Below are 20,841 nucleotides of genomic sequence, written 5' to 3'. Positions count from 1 at the left end.
TGTCTTGACACTCGTTTTCGGCCGCCTCAATACTCGACGGCAACGTTCACGTGAACGTTCACGGAGGCCCCGACATCGTTGTCGTGCCCGGAAAGCGAGTGCGCGCCCATGCCACACCGAACGCTGTCCCGTCGAAGTCTGCTGGGGGTCTCCCTCGGTGGCGTCGGCGGAGCCCTGCTGGGCCTGTCGGGATGCGGGGCGAGCAGCGGCTCGGCCTCGGCCGGCACGGACCATCTCAGTCTCTGGTACTGGAAGGGCGCGCTGAGCGACAAACTGCTCGCCACCGCCGAGCGCGCCGTACCGGGTGTGCCGGGGCTGAGGGTGAAGGGCGCGCAGATCCCCGACGGCGACATCGACTCCAAAGTGCGTACCAGTCTGGCCGCCCGTGCCTATGTGCCGGACCTGACGGTCGTGAACTCCGACAACCTCGCCACGTTCTTCCCGGACGAGGACGAGTTCCTGGACCTGCGGACGCTCGGCGCCCAGAGCGTCCGCGACCAGTACCTCGACTGGAAGTGGAAGAGCTGCTTCACCCCGTCGGGCCGGATGATCGGCTTCCCCCTCGACGCCGGCCCCACCGCGCTCTACTACCGCAGGGACCTCTTCGCGAAGGCCGGACTGCCCGCCGAGCCGCAGGAGGTCGCCGAGGCCACCTCCACCTGGGAGAAGTTCCTCGCCGCCGGACTGACGCTCCGGGCGAAGGCACCGGGCAAGCCGTACCTGGTGAGCAACATCGGCAACGTCTTCCAGCAGGTCCTGCTCCAGAGCACCAAGCAGTTCGTGGACGCCGACAACCGCTTCATCGGCGACCAGGCGCATGTCCGACGCGCCTGGGACCTGTCCGTGGAGATCCTCCGCCAGGGGCTCAGCGCCAGGATCTCGGACGGCACACCCGACTACAACGCGGCCATGAGCGGGGGCCGGGTCACCACCATGACCACCGCGGTGTGGGCGATCAACGGCCTGAAGGAAGCCGCCGCGAAGACCTCCGGGACCTGGCGGCTGACCACCATGCCGGACGGCCCGGCCAACTACGGCGGGTCGTACGTCACCCTCACCCGCTACTGCCGGGACCCGGAGGGCGCCTTCGCCTTCCTGAAGTGGCTGCTCAGCCCGGCGAACCAGCTCAAGAGCTACCAGGAGATGGCCCTGTTCCCCACCACTCCGGCCGCCTACGCCGACTCCGCGATGCACGCGCCCGACGCCTTCTTCGGCGGCCAGCGGCCCATCGACGTCTTCGGCCCCGCCGCCCAGAAGGCCCCGGTTGTCTACTTCAGCCCCTACGAGGAGACCGCCAACACCCCCTTCTTCCAGGAGCTGACCAACGTGGAAATGCTCGGCAAGAACCCCGACAGGGCCTGGCGTGACGCGGTGGACACCGCCGAGACCACGCTGTCCCGGCTGGGGGTGAGCTGACATGGCCACGGTGCTCGACCCGGCGGGCGCGCCGGCGGCGGACGAACGGCGCCCTGCTCGCCGTCTCCGCTCCACCGCCCCGCGCGGACGCGGACGCAGCCTTCCGCCCCTCCTCGCCATCTCCCCGTTCTATGTGCTGTTCGCCGTCTTCGGCGCCTTCCCGGTGGTCTTCTCGCTGTACCTGTCCTTCCACGACTGGGACGGCATCGGCGACATGCGCTTCGTCGGCCTGAAGCAGTACGGCTGGCTGGTCGAGGACTCGGTGTTCTGGCACTCGGTGCTCAACACCTTCGAGATCTGGTTCCTGTCCACCGTCCCGATGCTGTTCCTGGCCCTGGTGCTGGCGTTCCTGCTGCACTCGCAGGTCCGGTTCACCGGCGCGTACCGGGTGGCGTACTTCGTCCCCAACGTCACCTCGATGGTCGCCATGACCATCGTCTTCGGCTCGGTCTTCGCCCAGAGCGGCCTGGCCAACTCGGCGCTGCGGGCCGTCGGACTGGACGGCGTCGGCTGGCTGTCCTCCGAGTGGGGGATCAAGTCGGCCCTGTCCATCATGATCATCTGGCGGTGGGTGGGCTACAACGCGCTGATCTTCCTGGCGGGCCTCCAGGCCATCCCCACCGAGCACTTCGAGGCCGCCCGCGTCGACGGCGCGAACAGCTGGCAGACGCTCTTCCGGGTGGTGGTGCCGCAGCTGCGGCCGGTGATCCTCTTCGCCGCCGTCACCTCCACCATCAACGGCCTGCAGATCTTCACCGAGTCCCAGGTGCTCTTCCAGTCCGACGACGTCGGCACCACGGGCGGACCCGGCCAGGAAGGTATGACCATCGTGCTCTATCTGTGGCAGAAGGCCTTCAAGGACCACCAGTTCGGCTACGGCGCCGCGATGGGCTGGCTCCTCTTCGCGATCATCGCGGTCTTCACCATCGTCAACTGGCGGCTGGTCTCCGGCTCCGACCGCGACGACCGTCCCCGTCTGCTGCGCCGGAAGGGGGCCCGCAATGGCCGCTGACTCCCACGAGAGGGCGACCGGCAACGCCGGGCTCGCCATCGGAGCCGGCAGCAGGCTCACCCGGGTCTGTGTCCGGGCGGCGCTGCTGCTCGGTGTGCTGATCTCGCTCCTCCCCTTCTACTGGCTGGTGGTGATGGCCTCCGGCACCACCCAGGACATCTACCGCTATCCGCCCAAGCTGGTGCCGGGAACGCATCTCCTGGACAACATGGGGCGGGTCCTCGACACCGTGGACTTCTGGGGTTCGCTGCTCAACACCGTCGTGGTCGCCGTGCTCGGGACCGTGCTGGTGCTGTTCTTCGACTCGCTGGCCGCGTTCGCCTTCGCCAAGTACGAGTTCCCCGCGAAGAAGTTCCTCTTCGGCACCCTCCTGGTCACGTACATGATCCCGGCGCAGCTGTCGCTGGTGCCGCAGTTCGTCACCATGGCCGAGTTCGGCTGGGCCGGCTCACTGAAGGCGCTGATCATTCCCGGTGCCGCCAACGCCTTCGGCATCTTCTGGATGCGCCAGTACGCGCAGAACTCGCTGCCCGACGAACTCCTGGACGCCGGACGGATCGACGGCGCCGGCTTCTTCCGCCTCTACTGGCAGGTCGCGTTGCCGCTGTTCCGCCCGGCCCTCGCCTTCCTCGGCATCTTCACCTTCATCGGCCTCTGGAACGACTACATCTGGCCGCTGGTCGTCATGATCGATCCCGAGAAGGTCACCCTCCAGGTGGCGCTGGCCAACCTCAACGTCCTCTACAACACCGACTACTCGCTGGTGATGGCAGGCGCGCTGATGAGCGTGATCCCGCTGATCGTCGTCTTCCTGATCGGGGCACGGCACTTCCTGCGGGACCTCGCGGCGGGGGCGACGAAGATGTGAGCCCTACCTCGATGTACGTCGGCCGGTCAGCGCGAACGCCGTGACCAGCAGGGCGGTGAGCGCGATCAGCGCGCCGGCGCCGAAGGCGCGGGACGCGCCGTGGGTGAGGATCTCGGCGGGGGTGCCGGGGCCGGCGTGCCGGGTCGTGGTGCCGTAGACCGTGACCAGGACGGACAGGCCCAGGGTGCCGCCGAGCCACTGGAGGGTCTGGAGGAGGCCGGAGGCGGCGCCGGCCTCCTGCGGGCGGATCTTCGCGAGGATCGTGGCGCTGAGCGGCATCATCGCCAGGCCGACACCGACGCCCAGCAGGAGCAGCGGGCCCAGCAGGCCCGCCGCGTAGCCGTCGCCGGGGCGCAGCCGCCACAGCCAGGCACCGGCCGCGCCGAGCAGCGCGAGACCGGTCAGGATCAGCGGCTTCGCGCCGGAGCGGGCCAGCAGGCGCGGCACCAGCCGGACGGTAGTGAACATCACGACGGTCAGCGGGAGGAACGCGAGCCCCGTCCGCAACGGGCTGTAGTTCAGGACCTGTTGGCAGATGAGGGTGAGGAAGTAGAACGCGCCGAACATCCCCGCCGGCAGCAGCAGGATGCCGGCGTAGGCGCCCGCCCGGTCGCGGTCCGCGAACAGCCGCAGCGGCATGATCGGCTGCCGCGCGCGGGACTCGACGAGGGCGAAGGCCAGCAGGAGTACGGCCGAGGCGGCGAAGCCGAGCAGAGCGCGCGGGTCGCTCCAGCCCGCCTCCGACACCCGGATGAACGCGTACACCAGTGAGGTCGTCCCGGCGGTGCCGGTCAGCGCGCCCGTCGCGTCGAAGTGGCCCGCGTGGCGCGGGGTCTCGGCGACGGAACGCGGGAGCGCGAAGGCGACCGCCAGGCCGATGGGGACGTTGATGAGCAGCGCCCAGCGCCAGGACGCCCAGGCCGTGAGCATGCCGCCGAGAATCAGCCCGACGGACGCGCCGATGCCGGCCGTGGACGAGTAGACGCCCAGGGCGTGGTGGCGGCGGGGGCCCTCGGGGAAGTTGGTGGTGATCAGGGCGAGCGTGCTGGGCGCGGCGAGGGCGGCGCCGGCGCCCTGGAGCGCGCGGGCGGCGAGCAGCCAGCCGCCGTCTCCGGCGAGTCCGCCGAGAAGGGACGAACCGGCGAACAGCAGCACACCGAGGGTGAGCGTGCGGCGGCGGCCGAGGAGGTCGCCGACACGGCCGCCGAGGAGCAGCAGACCGCCGAAGGTGAGCGTGTAGGCGTTGAGCACCCACGACAGGCCGGTGGGAGAGAAGCCGAGGTCGTGCTGGATGGCGGGCAGGGCGACGTTCACGACGGTCGAGTCGACTCCGACCATCAGATAGGCCGTCACGACGATGAGGAGGACGGTGCGGAGGTGGGCCGGGGAGGTGTCCGGCGCGGGGTGGGGGTGAGGGTGCGGGCCTGTGGCGGCGGGGGACGGGCTGGACATGGGTGCTCCCTGTCTGGTGTCCCCGCGTGAAGTGGTGGAGCATGCGGGCAGCACGAATCAGCCCGCAGAGACGACGCAGTAAGCGGGGACTGTCTCCGTTTAGTGCTCGATAAGATACGGAGAGGGTCCCCGGTTCGCAAGGAGTAACTGGATGACGCAGGTCAGGCCTATGCGGGCGGACGCTCGCCGTAACTACGAGCGGTTGCTGAAGGCTGCGGCGGAGGCCTTCGGCGAGCACGGGGAGGGCGCCTCCCTGGACGACATCGCCAAGCGGGCCGGGGTCGGGTCCGGGACGCTGTACCGGCATTTCCCCACACGTCAGGCGCTGCTGGAGTCGGCGTATGTCGACCGGATCGAGGCGCTGGCCGCGCGCGCCGACGAGCTGGGGCGGGAGTTGCCGGCGGGGGAGGCGCTGGTGGAGTGGCTCAATGAGCTGTGCGTCGGCACGATCCAGGTGCGCGGGATGAAGTCACTGCTCGGCTCCGCCGTCACCGACGGGAGCGCGGCGGCGGTGACCGCCTGCGGCACGCATATGAAGGACGCGGCGGGGCGGCTGGTGGCGGCGGCGCGTCGGGAGGGGGTGCTGCGGGGGGACGTCGACGCGATCGATGTGCTGCGGTTGGCGCATGGGGTGGCTACGGCGTCGGAGTTGGCCAAGGGGGACGACGCGGTCATCCGGCGGTATGTGGGGTTGCTGATGGAGGGGATGCGGGCGTAGAGGCGCTGGAAAGGTTCCGTGTGCTGGGGCTGGGCGGGGGTGGGTTTCGCTTGCCCGCGCTTGCGGGGTGCAGCTGCGCCCACCCATGCCGCCTGGGGTCCCCCCAGGCCCTTGAGGCGCTGGGGGAGGCACGATTGCCCGCAGCTACGGTTACAGTGCCTCCGCCGCCGGTTTCACCATGTTGCGGACCGTGCGGGCCTTGACGAAGGTGCCCATGGCTGTCATGTCCCATTCGCCGGAGAACTGGCGGACGAGCTTGGCCATCATCACGCCCGTCTGGGCTTCGGCGCTGGTGAGGTCGAAGCGGACGAGTTCCTCGCCGGTCGCGGCGTCCAGGAGGCGGCAGTAGGCCTTCGCCACCTCGGTGAACTTCTGGCCGGTGAAGGAGTTGACGGTGAAGACCAGGCCCGTGACCTCCTGGGGGAGACGGCCGAGATCGACCACGATCACCTCGTCGTCGCCCCCGCCCTCGCCCGTGAGGTTGTCGCCGGAGTGCTTGATCGCGCCGTTCACGATGGACAGCTTGCCGAAGTAGCAGCTGTCGATGTGGTTGCGCTGGGGGCCGTAGGCGATGACGGACGCGTCCAGGTCGATGTCCTTGCCGCGGTAGGCGGGCTCCCAGCCCAGGCCCATCTTGACCTGCGAGAGGAGCGGAGCGCCGCCCTTGACGAGGGACACGGTCTGGTTCTTCTGGAGGCTGACGCGGCCCTTGTCCAGGTTGATCTTCCCCGCGCCCGGGGCCGGGGCCGGCGGTGCGGACGGCGGCGGGGTCTGGGGCATCGGCGGGGCGGCGACGGGGGCGGCCGCCGCTACCGGTGCGGCGGGAGCCGCCGGTGCCGCCGCGGCCGCCGGCTCCTCCACCGTCACGCCGAAGTCGGTCGCGATGCCCGCCAGGCCGTTCGCGTACCCCTGGCCCACCGCGCGTGCCTTCCAGGCGCCGTTGCGCAGATAGATCTCCACGACCACCAGCGCCGTCTCGCTGCCGAGCTGAGGGGGTGTGAACGTGGCCAGGACGCTGTTGTCGTCCGCGCTGCGGATCGTGGCCGTCGGTTCGATGCCCTGGAAGGTCTGACCCGCGGCGTCCGGGCTCGCCGTGACGACGATCTTCTCGATGCCCGGGGGGACGGCGGCCGTGTCGACCGTGATCGCGTCGGGGGACGTGCCGCCGCCGGAGCGGTAGTTCACGCCGGGGCCGGCCGGCTGGTTGTAGAAGATGAAGTCGTCGTCGGAGCGCACCTTGCCGTCGGCGGTGAGCAGCAGGCCCGAAACGTCGAGCCGCACCGGGGCGGCGACGTCCACCGTCACGCGCGCGGTGGAGAGAGGGATGTTCGAGCCGGGGGTCATAGCTGTCATGCCGGGGAAACGAACGGCACCGCTTTACCGTTCCCTTACCCGCGTCCGAAAGGTGCGGCACGCTGGTAAGGGAACGGTTCGGGCGGCTCCGGTCAGTTGAGGCTCACAACTGTTCCCGCGCCGTTGGAGTACTCGATCCATCCGGTCGACCGGGCGTCCGGGGACATACCGGACCAGGTGGCGGTGACGTCCAGGGGTACTCCGGGGTCCGCGGTGGCCCGCTCGGGTGCGACGGTGAACGTGCCGGCCGGGGCGCTGTCCGCGCCGACCGTGTTGGCCTGGTAGGTGTACCCACTGGTGGCGGGGGTGGACGCGGTCTCCACCCGCACGACGGCGACCAGATATGTGCCCGCGTCGGGATGCGGCAGCACCACGTCCGCCACGCCGTGCGCGTCGGGCAGGACGATGTAACCCTCCTGGAGGTGCCCGTCGATCCACCGGCCGTAGGCGATGCCGGTGATCGCGGAGGTCGGCTCGAACTTCACACTGAACTCGGTGGCCTTGGCGCCCTCGGGCACGACGGGGAAGTGGTCCCGCTCGACGGTCCCGGTCAGGGTGCCGTGCTCGGGCGTGGTGGAGACCGGGCCGTAGGCGGTGGCCGTGAACGACGTGGAGGCCGGGGTGACCGAGTAGGAGACCCGGCCGTCGGCGCCGCTGCCGGTCACCTGCGCGGGTGCCCGGGTGGTCTGCGGGGTGACGACGACCGTGCTGCGTACGGCGGTACGGCCGGAGGTCCAGGTCAGCGAACCGGTGTCGGTGACGCCGGCGGGCGCGGTGTCGACGTCGAAGCGGACGGTGAACGTGCGCCGCTGACCCGGCTTCGTGAAGCGGAGCGTGGACGGCGTGACCGTCGCCTTCACCCCGGGCAGGTCGACGTGGACCTTGTACGTGCCCGGGGTGACGGAGGTGACGGTCCGGGTCACCGTCTGGCTGCCGAACAGGTCGCCGATCGCTATGGACGCCGAGTTGAGGTCGCTGGCGTCGATCGCCTTCGTGCCGGTGCCGGTGTCGGTGCCGAGTCCCTCCAGATAGCCCAGCCAGTCCCGGTCCGACGAGTCGTAGACCAGACCGGGGCGAAGCATCGCCCGCGCGTCGACCTCGCCCGCGCCCTGCGCGAAGGCGTCGTCGCTGTCCTTGCCCTCGGGTGTCTTCGTGGGCGTGGCGGTGGTCATCATCGCCGACTTCACTGCCATCGGCGACCACTTGGGGTGCTCGGCCAGGTACAGAGCCGCCAGACCGGAGATGTGCGGCGCCGCCATCGACGTACCGGAGTAGAAGTCGAAGGCGTGTCCGCTGTTGGTGGGCGGGGCCACCGCGGCCAGGATCGACGCGCCCGGGGCGGTGATGTCCGGCTTGAGGACGTCGCCGTGGTTCTTCGCGGAAGGGCCGCGCGAGGAGAAGCCCGTGACCTGCGGGTACGGGATGTCGGCGCCGCCGGTGACCAGGCTCGCCGTGGCCCCGCCGGTGGCCGCGTAGTCGCGTACGGCGGTGGCGTCGGGGATGTCCAGATGCACCGTGGGCAGGGTGTGCAGATCGCCGTCGGTACTTCCCTCGGAGAGGTTGACCAGTACCGTTCCCACGCCGCCGGCTCGGGCGACCTCCGCGGACTTCGCCACCCGGGCGTTGACGCCCCGGTCGCACACGACGATCGCGCCGGCGGTCTTCGCCGGGTCCAGGGTGCCGTCCTGGCACAGCGAGGCGTCGAAGGCGCTCGCGCCGTCCTTCTTCACCGCCTCGGCCCGCACCAGCGGCGCCGGGCCGACGGTCCGGTCGACCGAGGTGCTGATGCCGGTGTAGCGCTCGCCGTTGCCGAGCACGACCGTGCCCTTGTACGGCGCGACGGTCCCGGCCGCGACGGTCGTCGTCCACGGCGAGGTGTTGGAAAGGGTGCTCGCGTCGGGGCCCGCGTTGCCACCGGAGGTGGACACGAACACCCCGGCCGCCGCCGCGTTGCGGAAGGCGGTCTGGACCGGGGAGCCGGGTGAGTCCTCCAGGAGGCTGCCGACCGAGTAGTTGATCACGTCCACGCCGTCCGCGACGGCCTGGTCGATCGCGGCAACGATGTCACTCGACAGACCGCCGCTCTGTGAACCGTCCTTGCTCTCCCACAGCGCCTTGTAGACCGCGATCGCCGCGCCCGGTGCCACGCCGGAGACGGTGCCGTAGTCGCGGCCGGCGACGACGGCGCGCACGTTCGCGTCGCCGGCCGCGGTGGCGGCGGTGTGGGTGCCGTGGCCGAGGCCGTCCCGGGGCGAGGCGTAGTCGGCGCGGTTGGACTCGGGCACCACGGCCCGCCAGCCGTCACCGAAGGAGCGGGCGCTGACGATCTTCCGGTTGCAGTCGGCGGCGGTGAACTGCGCGCCGGTCTCGCAGGCGCCGGTGAAGGTGGAGCCGTCGGCCTTGCGCATGACGGTGGTGGTGCCGCGCAGGTAGGGCCGGTAGCGGTCCGAGGCCGGCGGCCTGGACTTCTTCAGGGCCGGTGCGGCGAACGAGGCGCTCTCCGGCCAGATGCCGGTGTCGATGTCGCCGATCACGACGCCCCGGCCGGCTCTGGCGGTGCCGCCGAGCGCCGCCCACAGGCCGCTGCGGCCCGACAGGCCCAGGAAGTCGGTGGAGTTCTTGTCGTCCGCCACCTTGTACAGCCGGTCGGGGGTCACCGAGGTGACGCCCTTCGTCACGGCCAGCCGGAGGACCTGAGCGGCCGTCAGTTCGGCGGCGAAGGTGTTGAGGGTCACCGCGTAGTGCCGGCTGACCTTGGCGCCCACCTTCTGGGCGACCTCGGTCTGTTCGTCGAGCAGATGGGTGCGGTAGCGGCGGGCGCCGGCCGTGGTGACGTCCACCTTGCCGCCCTCGGCGGGCTTGGTCGCGGGAATGCCCTCGACGCCGCCGTCGTAGGTGGCGATCGGCTGGTCGGCCAGGGTGACGAGGTAGCGGCCGGCGACCGGGTGTGCGGGTGCGGCCCAGGCCGGGGCGGCGGGAGCGGCCAGCGGCGAGGCGGCCAGGAGCAGAGTGGTGAGGGTGGCGCCGATCGTGCGGCGCCCGGGACGTGCTGATCTTCGTGACAGGAACGCCACGGGAATCCTCCCGGGTTCGGGCGTGCAAGAGCCTTCAAGGGCCGTGTGGGAGTGGACAGTTGATGCGTCCGGTGCGGGGTTCGACTGAAGTGAACGCCGGACGATCAACGGTTGTCCAGGTAGTCTGCGTGGCGTCTATGGCGTGCTGTCCGAACACGCCACCCGCCTGGCAGGGGGCCGGTCATGCTGGACGCGCTCGGCATCAGCGCCTTCGACGAGCAGGTCTACCGAGCCCTGCTGACCCGGCCGGACAGCGGTGCCCGCGATCTCGCCACGGCCGCCGACACCACCGCGACCCGCACCGGACACGCCCTCAAACGGCTCGCGGGACTGGGAGTTGTACGGCGCACCGGACCGGGCCGCTGGGAGGCGGTGGGGCCGCGCTCCGCGCTCACCGTGCTGCTCAACCGGCGCCGCTCAGAGGCGGAGACGGCCTTCACCGATGTCGAGTCCGCACTCCCTGACCTCAACCGCCTTTACCGCACGGGGCAGTTGCAGACTGATCCCGGCACCCTCGTCGAGGTCCTGACCGGCCGGGAGACCGTCCAGCGCAAGGTCGAGGAGCTGAGCGAGTCCGTCACCGCGCACTTATGGACCCTGGACAAGCCGCCCTACCTGGAGGCCGTCGGCGAACCCGGGTTCAACGACCGGGAGACGGCGACCACCCGGATGTGGCTGGAGCGGGGCGTCGACATCCGCACCGTGTACTGCCGCGAGTCCCTGGAGCCCCCGGGCAGGTTCCGGACCCTGCTGCATCTGGCCTCACTGGGCGAACAGGCGCGGCTGCTGGCCCATCTCCCGTTCAAGGCACGGATAGTGGACCGCCGTATGGCGCTGGTGCTGCTCGTCGGCGGGAGCCAGGACAGCATCGCCGTCGTGCATCCCTCCGGGCTGCTGGACGGCCTGATCGAACTCTTCGAGGCGTACTGGGACCGGGCGGAACCTCTGAGCTCCGGGCCGTCGCCGGCCACGGTCGACGCGCCCCGGGAGGGGCCGGGCGACGACGAGCTTTTGCTCCTGCGCATGCTGAACGCGGGTTACAAGGACCACGCCATCGCCCGTCAGCTCGGCATCAGCACCCGTACCGCCACCCGCCGCGTCGCCGCACTCATGGGGGCCCTCGGTGCCCGTAACCGCTTTCAGGCGGGTGCGGCAGCGCACGCGCGAGGCTGGCTCTCCTAGGGCACCACCACGATCTTCCGGCCCGCCCCGGCCGCGAACTGCTCCAGCGCCGGGGCCCTGGCGGACCAGGCTGGGTTTCAGACCCTGATGACCTGCGGTCCCAGCAGTGAGTAGCGGTGGGCCTCCGACGCAGGCAGCAGGGTGCTCGTCACGATCGTCTCCACCGCGCCTACCTCGGCGAACCGGCAGAAGCTGACCGCGCCGAACTTGGAGTGCACGCCCGTGAAGACCACCCGCCGGGCCGCCCGTACGGCCTGCGCCTTGACCTCGCAGACGGCCGGGTCGGGGGTGGTCAGGCCGTGTTCGCGGGAGATGCCGTTGGCGCCGAGGTAGGCGAGGTCGACGACGAAGCCGGCCAGCATCTTCGTCGTCCAGTGGTCGACGGTCGCCAGCGTGCCGGAGCGGACCCGGCCGCCCAGCAGCAGCACGGACACGTTCTCGTTCCCGGCGAGCGCGCCCGCGACCGGCAGGGACGCCGTGACCATGGTCAGCGGCCGGTCCGCGGGCAGCGCCTCGGCGATGAGCTGGGGGGTGAAGCCCTCGTCGACGAAGACCGTCTCGGCGTCCCCGAGCAGTCCGGCCGCCGCGGCGGCGATCCGGCGTTTCTCGGGCACATGGCTGGTGGCCCGGAAGGCCAGCGTCGTCTCGAAGCCGGCGCTCTCCACGGGATAGGCGCCGCCGTGCGTACGGCGCACCAGACCGTGGTCCTCCAGGGCGCGCAGATCCCGCCGTACGGTCTCCTTGGCCACGCCCAGCCCTGCGGCGAGCGCGGCGACGTCGACCGAGCCGGTGGCGCGGGCGGCGCGCACGATCTCCCGCTGCCGCTCCTCCGCCGTCATCGGGACCATGCCCGCACCTCCCTCGCTGCCCGTTCGGGCCCGGTGGGCCCCATGGGGGAAGTTCTACAGCGGGTGTGCGGCACTGACCAGGTCCGCAGCGGGCCCGATGGTGCCCGGGTGTGCCCGTTTCGGCCGCGGACTGCCCGCCTCGGACCTGCGGCGCGCTCGGCGGGCGAGTGGGTTCGGGCAGCGCGCGTGCCCGGATACGGCGGCGGGCGGGCCCGTTCGGTGCCCGCCCGCGCCTGCCAAGCGGTGTCTCAGTACGGCCAGATCGGCGGGTCGCTGACGAAGTGCCCGCCGAGGTACGCGTGCGCGATGTTGTCCGGATCCAGCTCGCCCTGCTCGGCGATCAGTTTCTCGGCGTACGGCTCGGAGTCGTCCCGCGGGTCGTAGCCGAGCGCCCGCGCGGAGGACAGGTCCCACCACAGACGGGTGTTGGCGGAGGAGCCGTATACGACGGTGTGGCCGACGTCCTCGGCGGTGAGCGCCGCGTGCAGGAGGCGCGCGCCGTCGGCCGGGCTCATCCACACCGACAGCATCCGCACACTGGTCGGCTCGGCGAAGCAGGAGCCGATACGCACCGACACCGTCTCCAGGCCGTGCTTGTCCCAGTAGAGCTGGGCGAGGTCCTCGCCGAAGGACTTGGAAAGGCCGTAGAAGGTGTCCGGGCGGCGCGGGGCGTCGACCGGGATCAGGGGATCGTCGCCCTGGGGGCGGGGCGTGAAGCCGACGGCGTGGTTGGAGGAGGCGAACACGATCCGTCCGACGCCCTCCTCGCGGGCGGCCTCGTACAGGTTGAACGTCCCCTCGATGTTCGCCCTGAGGATCTTCTCGAAGGGGGCTTCCAGGGAGATGCCCGCGAGGTGGATGATCGCGTCGACGCCGCGTACGGCCTCCCGGAGGGCCGCCCGGTCGGCGAGGTCCGCGGTGATCGCGTCCGGGGCGCCCTCGACGGGGCGCAGGTCGAGCAGGCGCAGCTCGTAGCCGTATCCGGGGAGCAGGTCCCGCATCAGGGTGCCGAGGCCGCCGGCGGCGCCGGTGAGCAGGACGGTGCGGGGAGCGGGCATCCTCGGGTCTCCTTTTCGAGCACAGTCTCATCCGTGGACGGTATTCACATTCTTGGACACGCTAAAGATCCCTCCGTGTCCCGTCAAGTGTGGCGTGGACCTGCTGATTCCGTTCCATTTGCGCCGTACTTGAACTTGACCGGGCCGGAAGAGCCTCCATAGGCTGGACGCGTTCACGAATGTGGACGTAAATCAGAAGAACGTACGCGTCGCCCTAGGGAGAGCCGAGAGCCGTGACGTCAGCCCCCCTCGCCGCCCGCCTCCGCGTCCCCAGCGGACCGCTGTTCTTCCCCGTCACCGCCTACGGCCCCGACGGCTTCCTCGACCTCACCGCCTACCGCGCGCACGTCCGCCGCGGAGTCGAGGCCGGGGCCGCCGCCGTGTTCGCCTGCTGCGGCACGGGCGAGTTCCACGCGCTCACCCCGGAGGAGTTCGAGGCCTGCGTGGCGGCGGCCGTCGCGGAGACCGCGGGGCGGGTACCGGTGGTCGCCGGCGCCGGCTACGGCACCGCGCTCGCCGTGCGCTACGCCCGGCTCGCGCACACCGCCGGGGCGGACGGGCTGCTCGCGATGCCGCCCTACCTTGTCGTCGCCGCCCAGGAGGGTCTGCTGCGCCACTACCGGGAGCTGGCGGCGGCCACCCCGCTCCCGGTGATCGTCTACCAGCGCGACAACGCCGTGTTCACCCCGGAGACCGTCGTCGAACTCGCCCGCACCGAGGGTGTCATCGGCCTCAAGGACGGCCTCGGCGACCTCGACCTGATGCAGCGGATCATCAGCGCCGTGCGCACCGAGGTCCCCGGCGACTTCCTCTACTTCAACGGCCTGCCGACCGCCGAACAGACCCAGCTCGCCTACCACGCCCTCGGCGTCACCCTCTACTCCTCCGCCGTGTTCTGCTTCGCGCCCGAGATCGCCCTCGCCTTCCACCGCGCGCTCACCACCGGCGACACGGCCACCGTCCACCGGCTGCTCGACGGCTTCTACCGGCCGTTCGTCGAACTGCGCGCGCGTGGCCGCGGTTACGCCGTCTCCCTCGTCAAGGCCGGCGTCCGGCTGCGCGGGCTCGACGTCGGCGAGGTCCGCCCGCCGCTGCACGAACCGGGCGAGGATCATGTCAAGCAGCTCGCCCGGCTGATCGAGCGCGGCCACGCGCTCCTGGAGGAGGAGACCGCTCAGTGAAGGCGTCCACGTTCGTCTACCCCTGGGACGTCAACGGCGATCCCGCGGCCCCGGACCGCATCGCCTCCCTCGGCGTGGAACAGGTGACCCTCGCGGCCGCCTACCACTCCACCCGCGCCCTCACCCCGCGCCATCCGCGCCACCGCATCGTCACCGCCGAGCACGCGTCCGTGCTGTACCCGGCGGACGACCGCTGGGCGGGCCGTGAGCTGCGCCCCTACGCGGCCGGCGACTGGGCCCCCGGAGACTCATTCGGGGAGGCCGCCGAGGCCCTCGCGGGGGCCGGCCTGGAGGTGCACACCTGGGTCGTCCTCGCGCACAACTCCCGCCTGGGCGCCGAGCATCCGGACACCTCCGTCGTCAACGCCTACGGCGACCGCTACCCCTGGGCGCCCTGCATCGCGCAGCCCGCCACGCGCGCGTACCTCGTCGACCTCGCCGCCGAGGCCGCCGTACGCCCCGGCGCGCACGGCACCGAACTGGAGTCCCTCGGCTGGTACGGCCTCCAGCACCTGCACGCCCACGACAAGACCGGCGGGGTCGGCCTCGGCGACGCCGGCATGTACCTGATGGCGCTCTGCTTCTGCCCGGCCTGCCGGGCCGGGTACGGCGCCCAGGGCCTGGACGCGGACGCGCTCGCCGCCGCCGTACGGGACGCCCTGGAGCCGCTCTGGCGCGGGGCGACGGAGGACGAGGGCTGGGCGGGCGTCGAGAAGCTGCTGGGGCCCGCCTACGCGACGGCCACGCGCGCGTGGCGTGACGAAACCGCCCGGACGCTCCAGGAGACGGCGGTCCGCGCGGTACGGGACGCCGCTCCCGACGGCTTCCAGGTACTGCTGCACGCCGACCCCGTGACCTACCACGTCGGCGCCAACCCGGGCGTCGACCCCGCGCACATCCTCTCCGTCGCGGACGGCGTGGTCGTGCCCTGCGCGGGCGGACCCGCCCTGCTGACGCCGTTCGCCGGACAGCGCCGGGAGGGCGCGGTGATCGCCGCCAACTTCGGCGTCGTCTCCGGCATGGGCGGCAGCCCGGCGACGCTCGCGGCGGACGCGGCACGCGCGCGTGAACTCGGCGCGACGGAGATCCGGCTGTATCACGCGGGGCTGGCGTCGGAGGGGGACCTGGACGCCGTACGGGAGGCGCTGGCGGCGCGCTGACCGCTCGCTCGGGCAGGGGCGTTCCGCCCCGGCGGGAATCCGTCGGAGGCTGTCGGTAACGCCCCTGGGGCGCGTCCGGTGCCCGCCCTGCCGTCGGGGCCATGAACAACCCGATCGTCCCGTTCGCCCACGACTCCTCGCTGGGCTGCGCGATCTGCGACCCGGTGATCGCGGTGTGGTGCCCCGGGCGGGGGACGGTCACCGGCCGAGCTGTTGCGGACGCGAAGGGTGGCGGCGGTCGCCGAGCGATGACTTTCCGGGGCCCCGGACCGTCGGCCCCGATGAGTTTCCGGCTCCCGGACGGTCCACCCCTTATGACTGACACGACGACCACCATCACTCTCGACCTCGGCCCCCAGGCCAGGGTCGTGGCGCGCCTCGCGGCCGGCGTCCGGGACGAACAGCTCGCGGACCCGACGCCCTGCCCGGACTGCGCCGTGCACAACATGCTCGGGCACCTGACCGGCCTCGCGGTCGCCTTCCGGGACGCCGCGAGCAAGGACCTTGGGCCCACGACCGACACCCCGGCCGACGCCGCCGCGCCGGACATCACGCCCGGCTGGCGCGCCGAGCTGCCCGAGGCGCTCGACGGACTCGCCGAGGCCTGGCGGGACCCGGCCGCCTGGACCGGCATGACCCGGGCGGGCTCGGTGGACCTGCCCGGCCAGGTCGCGGCAGCCGTCGCCGTCGACGAACTGGTGATCCACGGCTGGGACCTGGCACGCGCCACCGGCCAGGACTACACCCCGGACCCGGCCGCGCTCCAGGCCGCTCACGAGTTCCTGCGGGCGGCGGGTGACGACCGCGGCAACGGCCTCTTCGGCCCCGTCGTACCCGTCCCGCAGGACGCCCCGCTGCTCGACCGGGCGGTCGGACTGAGCGGGCGTGATCCGGGGTGGACGCGGTGACGCGGGCAACGGGGGGAGTGAGCGCCGGGACGGCGGGGGAGGCCGGTGAGTTCTTCGCTCCGTCGGCGGCCCCGCCTGGTGTGATCGTCGGGCCGGGCGGGCCGGCCGCCGTAGTCGGCCCACCGAGCCCGGCGTAGACAATCGCAAACGCCGCTCGTAGCGCCGGGGCGGACCGTACGCTCCCCAGCATGCCCCTCAGTCTCACCGTGCTCGGCACAGCCTCCCCGTATCCGCGCCCCGGCCGCCCCTGCTCCGGCTATCTGCTGCGCGGCGCGGGCGCCGAAGTCTGGGTGGACGCGGGGCCAGGAACGTTCGCGGAGTTGCAGAGGCACACGGATCCCGACCGGCTCACCGCGATCTGGATCTCCCACCTCCACGCCGACCACAGCGCCGACCTCCTCGCCGCCGCCTACGCCTTCGCCTTCGGCGGGCTCCTCCCGCCGGCCCCGATCCCGGTGTACGCGCCCATGGACTGCGCCCTGCGCCTGGCAGGCTTCTTCGGACGGGCGGACATCCGGTTCCTGAACGGGGCCTTCGACTTCCGCCCGCTGTACGACGGCCACACCGTCCGGCACTGGAACCTGCGCCTCACCACCCGCGCGGTGGCGCACGACACCGAGGCGTACGCGCTGCGCGTCGAGTGCCAGGGGACTGTCTTCGTGTACTCCGGGGACACCGGCCCGTGCGACGCGCTCACCGAGCTCGCCTCCGGCGCCGACCTGTTCCTGTGCGAGGCGGACCTCGACCGGCACGGCAAGGGCGAACCCGCGCACATGACACCCGAGGACGCCGGGGAGGCGGCCCGAAAGGCCGGTGTACGCGACCTGTTCGTCACCCACGTCGGACCCTCGCTCACCCGCGAGGAGGCGACCGCCCGCGCGGCGGCCGCCTTCGGCGGTCCGGCCCGCACCGCTCGCGAGGGCGAGACCATCCCCCTCTGATCCTCCGCTCCGGTCTTCCGCCGACTGCTTCTTCTGTCAGAAGCATTGACGAAACACAGCGCCCCTCCTACCTTCAACGCGTCGTACTTCGTACGTCATATATGAGACGCGATATGTGAGATCCGATCCCGAGATCCGTGATCCGTGAGATCCGAGAGGCGCGCATGACCTCTGTGCCCACGCCGATCCCCTCCCGTACGCAGTACGTGCTGGAGGAGATCAAACGCCGCATCCTCACCGGGCGGTTGACGCCGGGTCAGGCCCTGGTCGAGACCGAACTCGCCGCCCAGTTCGGGGTGTCCAAGACCCCTGTGCGCGAGGCGCTCAAGACCCTGGCCGGCACCGGACTGGTCGTGATGAGCCAGTACAAGGGCGTCACGGTGCGCATGGTGGACGCGGACATGGCGCGCGAGGTCTACGACGTACGGCTGCTCCTCGAACCCGAGGCGCTCCGGCGGGCGGTGCGCCGCAGCGCCTCCCTGGATGCCGCCAAGGACGCGCTGACCAGGGCCGACGAGGCCACCGACACCGCCGAACGGTCCCTGGCCAACCGGGAGTTCCACCGCGCCCTGTATCTGCCGTGCGGCAACCCGCTGCTCGGCCGGATGCTCGACGAGGTCCGCGACCAGGCGGCCCTCGTCTCCGCCGTCGCCTGGGCCGCCTCGCCCTCCTGGGAGCGGGAGGCCGGCGAGCACCGGGAGATCCTGCGGCTCGCGCTGGACGGCGACGCCGACGGCGCGGCCCGCGCCCTGCACGCCCACATCGCGTCCTTCGTCGAGCGGGCGTTCCCCCAGGCGGACGACGCAGCGGCAGACCAGGCGGCGAACCAGACGGCAGGTCGGACGGCGAACCAGGCGGCAGGCCGGGCCGCGAACCAGACGGCAGGCCGGGCGGCGAACCAGGGAGGCCAGGAATGAGCAGCGTGGCGTTCGAGACCCAGCGGGCCGCCCTGGCCGACGTGGTGGCCATCCCGGTGACCCCGTTCGCCGAGGACGGTTCCGTCGACCGGGACGCCCACCGGGCGCTGCTGCGCCGGCTGCTCGACGGCGGGATCGCCACCCTCACCCCGAACGGCAACACCGGCGAGTTCTACACCCTCACCCCCGAGGAGCGCCGGCTCGTCACGGAACTGACGATCGATGAGGCAGGGGATCGTTCAACGATCCTCGTCGGGGTCGGTCATGACGTCCCCACCGCCGTCGCCTCCGCCCACCACGCCCGGGAACTGGGCGCCCAGATGGTGATGGTCCACCAGCCCGTCCACCCCTATGTCTCGCAGCGCGGCTGGGTCGACTACCACCGGGCCATCGCCGAGGCCGTGCCCGAGGTGGGCGTCGTCCCGTACATCCGCAACGCCCAGCTGAGCGGCTACCGCCTGGCCGAACTCGCCGACGCCTGCCCGAACGTCATCGGTGTGAAGTACGCCGTCCCGGACGCGGCCCGCTTCGCCGCCTTCGCGCGGGACGCCGGCCTGGAACGGTTCGTCTGGGTCGCGGGCCTCGCCGAGCCGTACGCCCCCTCCTACTTCTCGGCGGGCGCCACCGGCTTCACCTCGGGGCTGGTGAACGTTGCCCCTTCCGTTTCGCTGAACATGATCGAAGCGCTTCGATCGGGGGACTATCCGGCGGCGATGAAGGTGTGGGAGCAGATCCGCCGCTTCGAGGAACTGCGCGCCGCGAACGGCTCCGCGAACAACGTCACCGTCGTCAAGGAAGCCCTTGCCTCCCTGGGCCTGTGCCGCCGGGACGTACGCCCGCCCAGCCGGGTGCTGTCCGAGGACGAACGGGCCGAGGTCGCCGCCATCGCCGCCGGGTGGTCCATATGAAGCGCTTCGACGATCACCCGGAGGGGCACCCGAAGAAGCGTCCCGAGGAGCTCAGAAGCCACCAGTGGTACGGCGTCGAGGGCCTGCGCTCCTTCAGCCACCGCGCCCGCACCCGCCAGCTCGGCTACCTCCCCGAGGAGCACCTCGGCAAGCCGGTGATCGCGATCCTCAACACCTGGTCGGACATCAATCCCTGTCATGTGCACCTCCGTGATCGCGCTCAGGCGGTCAAGCGGGGCGTATGGCAGGCGGGCGGCTTCCCGCTGGAGTTCCCGGTCTCCACGCTCAGCGAGACCTTCCAGAAGCCGACCCCGATGCTCTACCGCAACCTCCTCGCGATGGAGACCGAGGAGCTGCTGCGGTCGTATCCGGTCGACGGGGCGGTCCTGATGGGCGGCTGCGACAAGACGACCCCCGCGCTGCTCATGGGGGCCGCCAGCGTCGACCTGCCGACCGTGTTCGTGCCCGCCGGGCCCATGCTGCCGGGCCACTGGCGCAACGAGGTCCTCGGCTCCGGCACCGACATGTGGAAGTACTGGGACGACAAGCGGGCCGGACTCATCGGCGACTGCGAACTGGCCGAGCTGGAGAACGGCCTCGCGCGCTCACCCGGCCACTGCATGACGATGGGTACGGCGTCCACGCTGACCGCTGCCGCCGAGGCGCTGGGCGTCACGGTGCCGGGGGCGTCGAGCATTCCGGCCGTGGACTCGGGGCACGATCGGATGGCGGCACAATCCGGCATCAGGATCGTTGAACAAGTCCACAAGGGGCGTGTTCTCTCGTCGATCCTCACCCGAGACGCCTTCGAGGACGCGGTGACCACCGTCCTCGGCCTCGGCGGCTCCACCAACGCCGTCATCCACCTCATCGCCATGGCCGGCCGCGCGGGCGTCAAGCTCACCCTCGACGACTTCGACCGCATCGCCCGCACGGTCCCCGTCCTCGCCAACGTCCGCCCCGGCGGCCGGACGTACCTCATGGAGGACTTCCACTTCGCCGGCGGGCTGCCCGGCTTCCTCTCCCGCATCCCGGACCTGCTCCACCTGGACCGGCCGACGATCTCGTACGACACGATGCGCGAACAGCTCGCCGGTGCCCAGGTCCACAACGACGACGTCATCCGGACCCGGGACAACCCGGTGGCGAGCGAGGGCGGGGTCGCCGTACTGCGCGGCAACCTCTGCCCGGACGGCGCCGTCATCAAGCACATCGCCGCCGAGCCGCACCTGCTGAAGCACACCGGCCCCGCCGTCGTCTTCGACGACTACCGGACCATGCAACGCACCATCAACGACCCCGAGTTGGGCATCACCGCCGACAGCGTGCTGGTGCTGCGGGGCTCCGGCCCCAAGGGCGGCCCCGGCATGCCGGAGTACGGCATGCTCCCCATCCCCGACCACCTGCTCAAGCAGGGCGTGCGGGACATGGTCCGGATCTCCGACGCCCGGATGAGCGGCACCAGTTACGGCGCGTGCGTACTGCACGTGGCGCCGGAGTCGTACGTCGGCGGCCCGCTGGCCCTCGTGCGCACCGGGGACCGGATCACCCTCGACGTCGAGGCGCGCTCCCTCCATCTCCACGTGGACGACGAGGAGTTGGAACGGCGCAGGGCGGCGTGGACCCCGCCGCCCACCCGGTACGAGCGCGGCTACGGCGCGCTCTACAACGAGCAGATCACCCAGGCCGACACCGGCTGCGACTTCGAGTTCCTGGCCCGTCCGGGCAAGGTCGCGGACCCCTACGCGGGCTGAGCACGGCACACGCACGACAGCGCACACCCCTGCCCAGGGGGAAAGCGCTTCCTGTACGACGCACGCACGACGCAACTGAGAACGGAGAACA

At 71.5% G+C, this 20,841-nt stretch carries 17 protein-coding genes and 1 pseudogene; 13 read left to right on the top strand and 5 right to left on the bottom strand.

The features are described 5' to 3' along the window. Positions 1 to 108: 108 nt before the first annotated feature. From ACFPIH_RS20590 to ACFPIH_RS20580, 3 genes are read left to right on the top strand one after another with little or no spacing between them, the layout of a single operon-like run. On the top strand, positions 109 to 1,416 hold the full coding sequence (locus tag ACFPIH_RS20590; protein ID WP_381173441.1) for an ABC transporter substrate-binding protein: 1,308 nt from the start codon (positions 109 to 111) through the stop codon (positions 1,414 to 1,416). 1 nt (position 1,417) lies between these two features. Next, positions 1,418 to 2,428, top strand: coding sequence for a carbohydrate ABC transporter permease (locus ACFPIH_RS20585; protein ID WP_381173443.1), 1,011 nt, complete (start codon positions 1,418 to 1,420; stop codon positions 2,426 to 2,428). Further along, entirely contained in the window at positions 2,418 to 3,296 is an 879-nt protein-coding gene (locus ACFPIH_RS20580; RefSeq protein ID WP_381173445.1) for a carbohydrate ABC transporter permease, read from the top strand. The genes ACFPIH_RS20585 and ACFPIH_RS20580 overlap by 11 nt, the downstream gene beginning before the upstream one ends. A 3-nt stretch (positions 3,297 to 3,299) precedes the next feature. Here ACFPIH_RS20580 and ACFPIH_RS20575 read toward each other — a convergent pair whose 3' ends face one another. Next, positions 3,300 to 4,748: an MFS transporter gene (locus ACFPIH_RS20575; RefSeq protein WP_381173447.1), complete on the bottom strand. Its 1,449-nt coding sequence runs from the start codon at positions 4,746 to 4,748 to the stop codon at positions 3,300 to 3,302. Positions 4,749 to 4,899: 151 nt separating this feature from the next. Between ACFPIH_RS20575 and ACFPIH_RS20570 the strand changes: the two genes are divergently transcribed. Continuing rightward, positions 4,900 to 5,466 (top strand): TetR/AcrR family transcriptional regulator, encoded by a 567-nt coding sequence (locus tag ACFPIH_RS20570; RefSeq protein ID WP_381173449.1) that lies wholly within the window; start codon positions 4,900 to 4,902, stop codon positions 5,464 to 5,466. Positions 5,467 to 5,616: 150 nt separating this feature from the next. Here the strand turns inward: ACFPIH_RS20570 and ACFPIH_RS20565 are convergent, their stop codons facing one another. Both ACFPIH_RS20565 and ACFPIH_RS20560 read right to left on the bottom strand, forming a co-directional pair. Beyond that, positions 5,617 to 6,810, bottom strand: a complete 1,194-nt coding sequence (locus ACFPIH_RS20565; RefSeq protein WP_381173893.1) for a TerD family protein — start codon at positions 6,808 to 6,810, stop codon at positions 5,617 to 5,619. A 101-nt stretch (positions 6,811 to 6,911) separates the two neighbouring features. Continuing rightward, positions 6,912 to 9,893: a S8 family serine peptidase gene (locus tag ACFPIH_RS20560; protein ID WP_381173451.1), complete on the bottom strand. Its 2,982-nt coding sequence runs from the start codon at positions 9,891 to 9,893 to the stop codon at positions 6,912 to 6,914. Positions 9,894 to 10,076: 183 nt separating this feature from the next. On the opposite strand from ACFPIH_RS20560, the gene ACFPIH_RS20555 reads away from it, so the two are divergent. Beyond that, a complete protein-coding gene (locus ACFPIH_RS20555) occupies positions 10,077 to 11,075 on the top strand; it encodes a helix-turn-helix domain-containing protein (RefSeq protein WP_381173453.1) in 999 nt (332 codons plus the stop codon). A 77-nt stretch (positions 11,076 to 11,152) separates the two neighbouring features. Here the strand turns inward: ACFPIH_RS20555 and ACFPIH_RS20550 are convergent, their stop codons facing one another. Beyond that, positions 11,153 to 11,923, bottom strand: a complete 771-nt coding sequence (locus tag ACFPIH_RS20550) for a DeoR/GlpR family DNA-binding transcription regulator (protein WP_381173455.1) — start codon at positions 11,921 to 11,923, stop codon at positions 11,153 to 11,155. A 248-nt stretch (positions 11,924 to 12,171) separates the two neighbouring features. After that, positions 12,172 to 12,981, bottom strand: coding sequence for an NAD-dependent epimerase/dehydratase family protein (locus ACFPIH_RS20545; protein WP_381173457.1), 810 nt, complete (start codon positions 12,979 to 12,981; stop codon positions 12,172 to 12,174). 233 nt (positions 12,982 to 13,214) lie between these two features. On the opposite strand from ACFPIH_RS20545, the gene ACFPIH_RS20540 reads away from it, so the two are divergent. The 8 genes and pseudogenes from ACFPIH_RS20540 (at position 13,215) to araD (ending at position 20,750) form a co-directional block, all read left to right on the top strand. Then, on the top strand, positions 13,215 to 14,162 hold the full coding sequence (locus ACFPIH_RS20540; protein ID WP_381173459.1) for a 5-dehydro-4-deoxyglucarate dehydratase: 948 nt from the start codon (positions 13,215 to 13,217) through the stop codon (positions 14,160 to 14,162). After that, complete coding sequence (locus ACFPIH_RS20535; RefSeq protein WP_381173461.1) at positions 14,159 to 15,322, top strand: hypothetical protein; 1,164 nt, start codon at positions 14,159 to 14,161, stop codon at positions 15,320 to 15,322. The genes ACFPIH_RS20540 and ACFPIH_RS20535 overlap by 4 nt, the downstream gene beginning before the upstream one ends. 101 nt (positions 15,323 to 15,423) lie before the next feature. Beyond that, a pseudogene (locus tag ACFPIH_RS20530) lies at positions 15,424 to 15,492 on the top strand (DUF6010 family protein); the annotation flags it as partial. A gap of 144 nt (positions 15,493 to 15,636) precedes the next feature. Further along, positions 15,637 to 16,230: a TIGR03086 family metal-binding protein gene (locus ACFPIH_RS20525; RefSeq protein WP_381173895.1), complete on the top strand. Its 594-nt coding sequence runs from the start codon at positions 15,637 to 15,639 to the stop codon at positions 16,228 to 16,230. 188 nt (positions 16,231 to 16,418) lie between these two features. Continuing rightward, the gene (locus tag ACFPIH_RS20520) at positions 16,419 to 17,171 is read left to right on the top strand and encodes an MBL fold metallo-hydrolase (protein ID WP_381173463.1); all 753 of its coding nucleotides are present in this window, start codon (positions 16,419 to 16,421) and stop codon (positions 17,169 to 17,171) included. Between the two features lie 164 nt (positions 17,172 to 17,335). Further along, complete coding sequence (locus ACFPIH_RS20515; RefSeq protein ID WP_381173465.1) at positions 17,336 to 18,088, top strand: GntR family transcriptional regulator; 753 nt, start codon at positions 17,336 to 17,338, stop codon at positions 18,086 to 18,088. Then, a complete protein-coding gene (locus tag ACFPIH_RS20510; protein ID WP_381173467.1) occupies positions 18,085 to 18,996 on the top strand; it encodes a dihydrodipicolinate synthase family protein in 912 nt (303 codons plus the stop codon). Before ACFPIH_RS20515 ends, ACFPIH_RS20510 begins: the two co-directional genes overlap by 4 nt. Continuing rightward, positions 18,993 to 20,750, top strand: coding sequence for an L-arabinonate dehydratase (gene araD / locus ACFPIH_RS20505; protein WP_381173469.1), 1,758 nt, complete (start codon positions 18,993 to 18,995; stop codon positions 20,748 to 20,750). Before ACFPIH_RS20510 ends, araD begins: the two co-directional genes overlap by 4 nt. Positions 20,751 to 20,841 lie beyond the last annotated feature (91 nt).

Origin of the sequence: Streptomyces vulcanius, from assembly GCF_042653945.1 — a bacterium.
Taxonomy (GTDB): domain Bacteria; phylum Actinomycetota; class Actinomycetes; order Streptomycetales; family Streptomycetaceae; genus Streptomyces; species Streptomyces mangrovi.
The sequence above is the reverse complement of the archived record's forward strand: the minus strand, read 5'-3'. Positions and strand labels throughout refer to the sequence as shown.

What these genes read in the sequence shown, in the direction of transcription:
- ACFPIH_RS20590 (WP_381173441.1), top strand. Translation starts at nt 109, where the DNA reads ATGCCACACCGAACGCTGTCCCGTCGAAGTCTGCTGGGGGTCTCCCTC.
- ACFPIH_RS20585 (WP_381173443.1), top strand. Translation starts at nt 1,418, where the DNA reads ATGGCCACGGTGCTCGACCCGGCGGGCGCGCCGGCGGCGGACGAACGG.
- ACFPIH_RS20580 (WP_381173445.1), top strand. Translation starts at nt 2,418, where the DNA reads ATGGCCGCTGACTCCCACGAGAGGGCGACCGGCAACGCCGGGCTCGCC.
- ACFPIH_RS20575 (WP_381173447.1), bottom strand. Translation starts at nt 4,748, where the DNA reads ATGTCCAGCCCGTCCCCCGCCGCCACAGGCCCGCACCCTCACCCCCAC.
- ACFPIH_RS20570 (WP_381173449.1), top strand. Translation starts at nt 4,900, where the DNA reads ATGACGCAGGTCAGGCCTATGCGGGCGGACGCTCGCCGTAACTACGAG.
- ACFPIH_RS20565 (WP_381173893.1), bottom strand. Translation starts at nt 6,810, where the DNA reads ATGACCCCCGGCTCGAACATCCCTCTCTCCACCGCGCGCGTGACGGTG.
- ACFPIH_RS20555 (WP_381173453.1), top strand. Translation starts at nt 10,077, where the DNA reads ATGCTGGACGCGCTCGGCATCAGCGCCTTCGACGAGCAGGTCTACCGA.
- ACFPIH_RS20550 (WP_381173455.1), bottom strand. Translation starts at nt 11,923, where the DNA reads ATGGTCCCGATGACGGCGGAGGAGCGGCAGCGGGAGATCGTGCGCGCC.
- ACFPIH_RS20545 (WP_381173457.1), bottom strand. Translation starts at nt 12,981, where the DNA reads ATGCCCGCTCCCCGCACCGTCCTGCTCACCGGCGCCGCCGGCGGCCTC.
- ACFPIH_RS20525 (WP_381173895.1), top strand. Translation starts at nt 15,637, where the DNA reads ATGACTGACACGACGACCACCATCACTCTCGACCTCGGCCCCCAGGCC.
- ACFPIH_RS20520 (WP_381173463.1), top strand. Translation starts at nt 16,419, where the DNA reads ATGCCCCTCAGTCTCACCGTGCTCGGCACAGCCTCCCCGTATCCGCGC.
- ACFPIH_RS20515 (WP_381173465.1), top strand. Translation starts at nt 17,336, where the DNA reads ATGACCTCTGTGCCCACGCCGATCCCCTCCCGTACGCAGTACGTGCTG.
- ACFPIH_RS20510 (WP_381173467.1), top strand. Translation starts at nt 18,085, where the DNA reads ATGAGCAGCGTGGCGTTCGAGACCCAGCGGGCCGCCCTGGCCGACGTG.
- araD (WP_381173469.1), top strand. Translation starts at nt 18,993, where the DNA reads ATGAAGCGCTTCGACGATCACCCGGAGGGGCACCCGAAGAAGCGTCCC.